Origin of the sequence: Pseudactinotalea sp., from assembly GCF_048594945.1 — a bacterium.
GTDB lineage: Bacteria > Actinomycetota > Actinomycetes > Actinomycetales > Beutenbergiaceae > Pseudactinotalea.
Map to the genome: position 1 here is coordinate 1 of NZ_JBMDXJ010000222.1, position 5,296 is coordinate 5,296.

The 5,296-nt window shown below is 69.8% G+C and carries 7 protein-coding genes; 3 read left to right on the forward strand and 4 right to left on the reverse strand.

Features of this window, described 5'->3' with window-relative positions; all coding sequences use genetic code 11:
• On the reverse strand, positions 1–465 hold a 465-nt coding region (locus ACOJSN_RS09645), incomplete at its 3' end, for a LysR family transcriptional regulator substrate-binding protein (protein ID WP_420112280.1).
• A 50-nt stretch (positions 466–515) separates the two neighbouring features.
• Between ACOJSN_RS09645 and ACOJSN_RS09650 the strand changes: the two genes are divergently transcribed.
• Positions 516–896 (forward strand): DUF5997 family protein, encoded by a 381-nt coding sequence (locus ACOJSN_RS09650; RefSeq protein WP_420112281.1) that lies wholly within the window; start codon positions 516–518, stop codon positions 894–896.
• A 4-nt stretch (positions 897–900) separates the two neighbouring features.
• Positions 901–1,641 (forward strand): 4-hydroxy-tetrahydrodipicolinate reductase, encoded by a 741-nt coding sequence (gene dapB, locus ACOJSN_RS09655; protein WP_420112282.1) that lies wholly within the window; start codon positions 901–903, stop codon positions 1,639–1,641.
• A 31-nt stretch (positions 1,642–1,672) separates the two neighbouring features.
• On the opposite strand, the gene ACOJSN_RS09660 is transcribed toward dapB, so the two are convergent.
• The 3 genes from ACOJSN_RS09660 to ACOJSN_RS09670 all read right to left on the reverse strand — a co-directional run bounded on the left by ACOJSN_RS09660 (position 1,673) and on the right by ACOJSN_RS09670 (position 4,327).
• Complete coding sequence (locus ACOJSN_RS09660; protein ID WP_420112283.1) at positions 1,673–2,236, reverse strand: DinB family protein; 564 nt, start codon at positions 2,234–2,236, stop codon at positions 1,673–1,675.
• Between the two features lie 41 nt (positions 2,237–2,277).
• On the reverse strand, positions 2,278–2,886 hold the full coding sequence (locus ACOJSN_RS09665) for a TIGR00645 family protein (RefSeq protein ID WP_420112284.1): 609 nt from the start codon (positions 2,884–2,886) through the stop codon (positions 2,278–2,280).
• 97 nt (positions 2,887–2,983) lie between these two features.
• Positions 2,984–4,327 carry an MFS transporter gene (locus ACOJSN_RS09670; protein ID WP_420112285.1) on the reverse strand — a complete coding sequence of 448 codons (1,344 nt, stop codon included), beginning with the start codon at positions 4,325–4,327 and terminating at the stop codon, positions 2,984–2,986.
• 129 nt (positions 4,328–4,456) lie between these two features.
• On the opposite strand from ACOJSN_RS09670, the gene ACOJSN_RS09675 reads away from it, so the two are divergent.
• On the forward strand, positions 4,457–5,296 hold an 840-nt coding region (locus tag ACOJSN_RS09675; RefSeq protein ID WP_420112286.1), incomplete at its 3' end, for a LysR substrate-binding domain-containing protein.

Here is a 5,296-nt window from a genome sequence, read left to right on the forward strand (position 1 = left end):
CACACCGATGCCGGCCGCGACCAGCGCGATCGCGTCGCCGGTGCTCGCAGGGACCTCGACCGGCGGCCGACCGGGTGGCCCGCCCTCCCAGAGGAGCACGTCGTCGGCGGGCTGCAGCACCACCTCGTCGCCCAGATCAGCCAGCTCTGCGCTCTCGGACTCCTCCAGCGCCGCGAGCACGTGATCGCGCGCGACGACGACCACCGGCTCCTCCACGTACAGCGGTATCGCGTGCAGCACGTCGCGGTTCACGGGCGGCCGCAGGATCACCGCGTCGAGATCCCCGGCGATCACCGCGGCCTCCGCCTCTCCCGCCGGGACCGGGACGAGGTGCAGCGGCACGCCACGGTGTCGCGCCTGCCACACCCGCGCCCACTTCGCCGGCGTCGCGCCGGGTACGAAGCCGAGCCGGAATCCGGGTTCGACGCCGTCGACGCTCGCCTGCTCCGGCTCGGGCTGCTCCATCCGCTCAGGGTAGGCGCGAGCGAGAACCGGGCGGTCCTACGCTGGTCACCATGACCACGGAACCCTCACCGCACGCGATGAAGCCGGCGACAGCCGCCAAGAAGCTCGGCGTCTACCTGCCGGCCACGCCGGAGGAGTTCCGGGCAGGCGGCATCACACGCGAGCAACTGCACGAGCTGCAGCAGAACCCGCCCGAGTGGCTGGCCGAGCTGCGCCGCCACGGCCCGCACCCGCGCCCCGAGGTGGCGGGCCGCCTGGGCGTCTCGATCTCCGGCTTGGCCCGTGGCGGCGTCGAGGATGCACTCACCACCGAGCAGATCAACGCGTTACGAGCCGACCCGCCGGCGTGGCTGGTGGCCGAACGGGAGACCCACGCCAAGGTGCTGGCCGAGGAGGAGCGGCTGCGCGCCGCCCGCGAGAGCGAGAGCTGACCACATGGCTGGACCGAGGGTCGCAGTGATCGGCGCCGCCGGGCGCATGGGCCGCACGGTGTGCGACGCGGTGGAGGCCGCGAGCGACCTCGAGCTGGTGGCGCGGCTGGACGTCGGCAGTGACATCGCGTCGCTGCGCGGTGTGGCCGACGTCGGTGTGGACTTCACCGTGCCGGACGTGGCAGAGGCCAACGTGACGGCCCTGATCGATGCCGGGCTGCACGCCGTGGTCGGCACAACCGGCTGGGACGAGGCCGCGCTACGGCGGGTCCGCGAGCGGCTGGTCGACACCGGGCTCGGCGCCGTGATCGCCCCGAACTTCGCGCTGTCGGCGGTGCTGGCGATGCGGTTCGCGGCGCAGGCCGCCCGGTGGTTCGAGAGCGTCGAGGTGGTCGAGCTGCACCACCCCGACAAGGTCGACGCACCCTCCGGGACCGCCGTGCACACCGCGCAGGCGATCGCAGCAGCCCGCAAGAAGGCCGGCGTCGAGCAGGCGCCGGACGCGACGTCGTCGGGCCTGGAGGGTGCCCGAGGCGCCGACGTCGACGGCGTCCCCGTGCACGCCGTCCGCCTTCGCGGGCTGGTGGCCCACGAGGAGATCCTTCTCGGCAACCCGGGCGAGCTGCTGACGATCCGCACCGACTCCTTCGACCGATCCTCGTTCATGCCGGGCGTGCTGCTCGCGGTCCGCCGGGTGGTCGAGCGCCCCGGCCTGACGGTGGGCCTCGATGCCTTGATCGACTGAGTGCCCGACGTCGGAATCGCGCCCTAGCGTCTCAGCCCATCGTCTTCGCGCCGTCGATCGCCTCGCGGATGATGTCGGCATGGCCGGCGTGCTGCGAGGTCTCCGCGATCACGTGGATCACCGTGCGTCGCACGGTCCAGCGTGCACCTGGCTCGAACCAGGGCGCCTTCGGTAGCTCGTGCGAGGCGTCGAGGTCGAGACCACGCAGAGTCCGCTCCGTCTCCTCGGCCACCGTGGCGTAGCCGGCGAGCACGCTCTCGACCGTGTCTTCGGGCAGCATCGAGAACTCCGCCTCCCGCTCGCCCAGGGCTGCGAGCGCCTCGGGCGAGGGGTTCGACCAGTCGATCGCACCCCAGTCGATCGCGTCGTCGGACGGCTGCTCCCCGTGCACGGCGAACTCGATCCAGGTCCGCTCGGTCGCGGCGACGTGCTTGATCAGCCCGCCCAGGCACAGGGCGCTCACGGTCGACCGCTCCCCCGCCTGCTCATCGGTCATCCCCGCAAGGGTCTGGGTGAGGAAGCCGCGATGGCGCGCCAGCGCCTCGAGGAGATCGTGGAGCTCGGACGGGGCGTGGCCGCGGGCGGGGGTGCTCATGAGGAGGACGCTAGTACCGAGGTCTGACACCCGGGACGGGATCAGTGCTCGACCGGGACCTCGCCCGCGATCCGCGCGTTCGCGGCCCGCTGATTCGCGGTCAGCGACATCCGGTCGATCCACGCGAGGGCGAGCGCCGAGACGATGAACGCCAGATGGATGAGTGTCTGCCAGAGCATCGTGTCGTTGTCCATCTCATCCGACTGGATGAAGGTGCGCAGCAGATGGATCGAGCTGATGCCGATGATGCTCATCGCCAGCTTCGTCTTGAGCACGTTGGCGTTGACGTGGCTCAGCCACTCCGGCTGGTCGGGGTGGTTGTCCAGTCGGATCCGCGAGACGAACGTCTCGTAGCCGCCGACGATCACCATGATCAGCAGGTTGCTGATCATCACGATGTCCACGAGCCCGAGCACCATGAGCATCGTCACGGCCTCGTGGCTGGACTCCTCCATCCCGTGCGGCGGGTCGAAGTGCAGGAAGGCGTAGCCGAACAGGTTGTACAGCTCCTTGAGGAACTGCCAGACGTAGATCACCTGAGCGATGACTAGCCCGATGTACAGCGGCGCCTGCAGCCAGCGGGAGAAGAAGATGAAGTGGCCGAGCGGGGCAATCGGGCGCTCCCCGGTCGGCGGTTTGGTCACGGTCACCGCGGAAGATTAACAACGTGATCCGATTGTGACCTAGACCCACGAGAGCATTGATCTGCCCATGTGTCCAAAGACACGCGGACGGCGCGGCGCCGGCTCAAGCCGCGCGGTGCAGCTCGCGCGGTCTCACGTAGACGAAGCCACGACCGGGGCGCTCACGGATGATCAGCCGCGGCCGCAGCCGGCGGGCGTGCGCGAGGATCGATCCGACGATCGCGGCACCGAGGAGCGGCCCCATCCCGGTCACGATCATCGCGACCTGCGCGCCCGCATGGTCGGCGACGAATCCGATGAGGGTCCCTGAGATCGCCTGCGCACCGAAGAAGACCATGATGTACACAGCCATCACGCGGCCACGCATCGTCGGGCTGACGGTGGTCTGGATCAGCGTGTTGCCGCCGGTCAGGTAGTACAGCGACACCGCACCCACCGCGACGAGCACCACGACGAACAGCGCTTGCACGCTGATGAGCGCGGCCACGACCTGCAGCGCACCGAGTGCCATGGCCAGGTAGACGAGCTGCCGCAGACCCACGCGAACGCGCCGGGCCGAGGCGATCGAGCCGATCACCGCACCGGCAGCCACGGCGGCGCTGAGGAGCCCATACCCGCCGGCGCCGGACCGGAAGACGTTGTCGGCGTAGGCCGACAGCACCGTCGCCAGGTTGATCCCAGTGAGGGCGACCAGGCCGATGAGCACGATGGTCCACAGGATCTCGGGCCGCTGCCCGACGTGCTGCAGGCCGGCGCGCAGCTGACCCGGCTCACGTGCGACGCGCGGTGCCGGATGCAGCTTCGCCGCATTCATCCTCGTGAGCAGCAGCACAGCGATCACGCCAGCAGCGGAGTTCGCGAGGAATGCGGGGCCCTCACCGAAGGCAGCGATCGCGATGCCGGCGATCGCCGGGCCGATCAGTCCGCCGAGCTGGAACACGGTCGAGTTGAGGCTGATCGCGTTGCGCAGGTTCTCCGGACCGGCCACCTCGACCACGAACGCCTGGCGCGCGGGATTGTCCGGCACCGTCGCCAAGCCGAGGATGAACGCGCTCAGCAGGATGTGCCACGGCTGAACCAGGCCGGTCACCACGAGGACACCGAGGGCGAGCGCCGAGGCCGCGAAGATCGACTGCGTGACCATGAGGATGGCGCGCTTGTTGTAACGGTCGGCCAGCACTCCGCCCCACAGCCCGAACAGCAGCATGGGTCCGAGCTGCAGCGTCACCGTGAGTCCCACGAGCGCGACGTTCCCCGACAGCTGCAGAATCAGCCAGTCCTGGGCGATCCGCTGCATCCATCCGCCGGGGTTCGTCAGCAGCTGCGACGTGACGTAGAGGCGGTAGTTCGACTCACGCAACGCGGGGAACGTGCGGAGGATGCCGCGCCGGGGCGCGGACGAGAGTGTGGCGAGGCGGGAGTACGGGCGGGGTGCGGCGGCGGTCACTGGTTCCTGAGAGTCTCGAGTCGTAACGTTTCGAGTTCCGAGGCTACCTGCGGGTTGTCAGGAAGGCGAACTTATCCGGCCTATAGTCATCATCACGAGTTGTGATGAGCGTCTCAGGGAGGTGACCTCGTGTTCGATCCGCAGCATCTGCGCACGTTCCTGGCGGTCACCTCCACGCTCAGCTTCACGCGCGCCGCGCAGCTGCTCGGCGTCAGCCAGCCGAGCGTCAGCCAGCAGATCAAGCGGCTGGAGCAGGCCACTGGACGGCCGCTGCTGAACCGGGACACCCACTCTGTGCAGCTGACCGACCACGGCGAGGCGATGGCCGGCTTCGCCCGCACGATCCTGGCCGCGCACGAGGAGGCCGAGAGCTACTTCGCCTCCCCCAGCATGACTGGTCGACTTCGGTTCGGTGCCGCCGACGATCTCGCACTGGCCCAGCTCCCCGGGGTGCTCCGCGCGTTCCGGCAGCTACACCCCTCGATCCAGCTCGAGCTGACGGTCGGGCAGACCTCGATGTTGCGTCGCCGTCTCGACGCCAACCAGCTCGACCTGGTCTTCGTCAAGGAAGCGCCGGGATCGACGACCGGCACGCTCGTGCGCCGCGACCCGCTGGTGTGGGTGGCGGTACCCGGAACCCGACTGCACCCCGACGAGCCGATCCCGCTGGTCGCCTATTCGGCGCCCTCGCTAAGCCGGCTGACCGCCACCCGTGTACTCGCAGAGGCCGGGCGCAGCTGGCGGATCACCTGCAAGGTCCTCGAGGTCAACGGCGTGCTCGCCGCGGTCCGCGCCGGGCTCGGGTTCGCTGCGCTGCCGAGCCGCCTCATCCCGGGTGATCTCGTGCAGGTCGGAGCACGGCTCGGGCTGCCCGCGATCGGCGACGTCGAGTTCACGCTCCTCGAGAACCCGATCGCGCCCGTCGAGCCGGTGCGGGCGCTCGCCACCGCCATCCGGGAGCGCACGCTC